This window comes from Enterococcus songbeiensis, assembly GCF_005405265.1.
In the GTDB taxonomy this organism is placed as follows: Bacteria; Bacillota; Bacilli; order Lactobacillales; family Enterococcaceae; genus Enterococcus_C; species Enterococcus_C songbeiensis.
Window position 1 is genome coordinate 1 of the sequence record NZ_BJDS01000038.1, and the last position, 2688, is coordinate 2688.

Annotated in this window: 1 protein-coding gene; it reads right to left on the bottom strand. The window is 39.4% G+C overall.

The features are described from left to right. Positions 1–115: 115 nt before the first annotated feature. Complete coding sequence (ltrA, locus tag FFM66_RS11265) at positions 116–1978, bottom strand: group II intron reverse transcriptase/maturase (protein WP_104879527.1); 1863 nt, start codon at positions 1976–1978, stop codon at positions 116–118. Positions 1979–2688: the final 710 nt, after the last annotated feature.

Consider the following 2688-nt stretch of genomic DNA (forward strand, 5'->3'; position numbering starts at 1 on the left):
GATAGCGATAGGTAATCTTTTGATACAATCTCCAGATTTTCCCCCGCTCCACACCGTACGTGCGACTTTCACCGCATACGGCGTTCCATCAAAGTTTACTAACAGTATCATACAGTTATAGATTCAGCGACAATTCACGATTCTTAGCTTTTTTGCGAAACTGGTTGATTATCTCAAGTTGAGCACTTGTAACTCTCATGTTTTGTATGAGAAGTGATGCTCTTGTTTTATCCTCTTCATGAATAAGTGAGTGAATGTTCCGGTGGACAATGACTAGATTTTGATAATTGTCTTTCCCACCTAGATTTTTAGGTACAATACGGTGGCAATATATGTCTGCCAGCTCTAAGACTTCTTTCGTTACTCGGCAACGGCCGACTTGGGAAGAGTACTTGGATACACGATTGTCTCTAAACTCAATGCTTTCATTAGGATTAGACATGTTCATGAGTTGGTTGATAATATCGATTGGGAAAGTAAGATACCTGTGTATCAGCACACGACCTTCGGGCGTGTATTTACAGGTACCTATCTTGGGCAGGGAGGTGTGGCTATGTTTTATGAATCCAAAAGGAAGCATAGGAACACCATTAAGCCACCTCAACTGCTTTGACCGAGCGTAATTTTTTTTAATAAAATCACTCGGTGGAGGACCCTTTCTCTTAATATCTAGTCGATTTTTGATGATAATCATTAGGCGTTGATTTATTCTTGGGCAGTCCACACTGATGTGGGTTGCCTTTTTATAATATTGATGGATACCTACTACCATTGAGTTATAAATACTTAATTGTTTTTGAAGTACATCTTGGGTAGGTGAATGTTGAATCACCTTAATTTGTTTTGCTAACTTATTAGATGCTGCACTCATGGCTTTGGCGCACATGTGCGTTTCAATCACAAAACTTTTTCTTTTGCGTACCAGTTTCATTGTGAATCCGAGAAAATCAGATTTCTGTTTCTTTAGATTCACTACCTTTGATTTTTCAGCACTTATATCAAGTTTCAGTCGATCTTTTAACCATAATTTAGTGGCTAGAAAGATTTTGTCTGCGTCACTTCGTTTTCTACAGAAGATTTTGAAGTCATCTGCGTATCTAACAATATAAATCTCTTTTAGTTTCGAAGCACGCAGTGCTCGATATTTGTTGCTCTTAATCCATTGCTTTCTTGTTTGATGATAACAATCGTAGTTTTTCCTAGTCGGGTGTGTTTCCCATTGAGAAGATATCCACCAGTCCAGTTCATTCAAAACAACATTGGCAAGAAGTGGAGAGAGAACACCGCCTTGCGGGGTTCCTTTCTTTGGATGTTCAATGCGTCCATCCCTATGAATAATAGGTGCTTTAAGCATTGCTCGGATAACACCTAGAAGCCATTTATCACGTACCCCTAATGTCCAAAACTGTTTAATAAGTTTCGAATGGTTTACGTTATCAAAGAATCCTTCTATGTCTATGTCTACTACAAAAGTTAGTTTTGAAAGTTGCGCCATTCGTACTGCTTGAGCGAATGCATGATGTGCCGACCGATTAGGTCGGAAACCATAGTTCTTATCATGAAACTTTGCTTCCATGATCGGTTCTAAAACTTGTAGTAGACACTGTTGTATGATTCTATCCCATATTGTTGGTATGCCTAGTGGTCTAGTTTTCCCATTTGGCTTAGGAATATCTACTCGTTTAACTGGTTGCGGTTTGTATTCTGAAAATTTTGTTTGTACAGTTTTTATAAACTCGATATTCGGTATTGCTGTTAAATCATCAATATTCTTTTTGTCGACGCCTGGGGAAGTACTACCAGAATTTCCTTTAACATTCCGAAATGCCAATAGAATGTTATTAGGAGAAGTGACAATTTCCATAAGGTTACTGAAAATTTTGTTCTCGCCACTCTCTTTGTAAAGAGAATCAAAGCTATCAATAAGATCATAATATTCCATATGGCGAATTGAATGTGATGCTGATACGTTTTCCATAGCACCGCCTCCTTTCGGACGTCGGCGTTTATTTTGTCATACTCGATTCTATGGATTGTATCATAACTGTTAGTAAAGCAAATTGACTTGTGGCTATCCCTCCACAGCTTATTATCACTGCTTCATAGGTACTGTGCCACTACTCTCACTAGTGTAAATGAGCTTATTATTCTTCGTCTCAACCGTTTCAAAGGAAGTTAGTCCTCCACGACACTAGCTTTCAACGTTCCAATGATTTTATCCCTGCATTTACTTTTAGGCGCTCACTCTGAACCTGTAACTTTCCAATGCCTACTACATTGCACGGTTGTTCATATCTACGATTCTTACTTAACCGCAAGCTACACCCTTTGTCACAGTAATATTTGTGCGGGTAAGATACATTTCTGTACCCCAAGCTTATAGATTCGTACATTCGCGAGTTCGTCAGTGCAGCTGCACATTCTCACCATGAGTAATTTCTGGACTCCCGGCCTATAGGTTACACCATTCACCGCTGAACAGCTTTCGATTGCATAGTGCAACTGCGGTAACTCTCAGCCGACTTTACCGAGCTTTTGACAATTCCTATTCTAACTTAAGGTATTGCCAATCGGAGTATCAGAGGGAGCGCTTCAGGTCGTTACACCGTCATTTCACTCCTCAAATCATTAGTTCTACACAAGAAAATCTTGTGTGCCTAACCTTTTCAGTTAGGAACGTTTCGCACC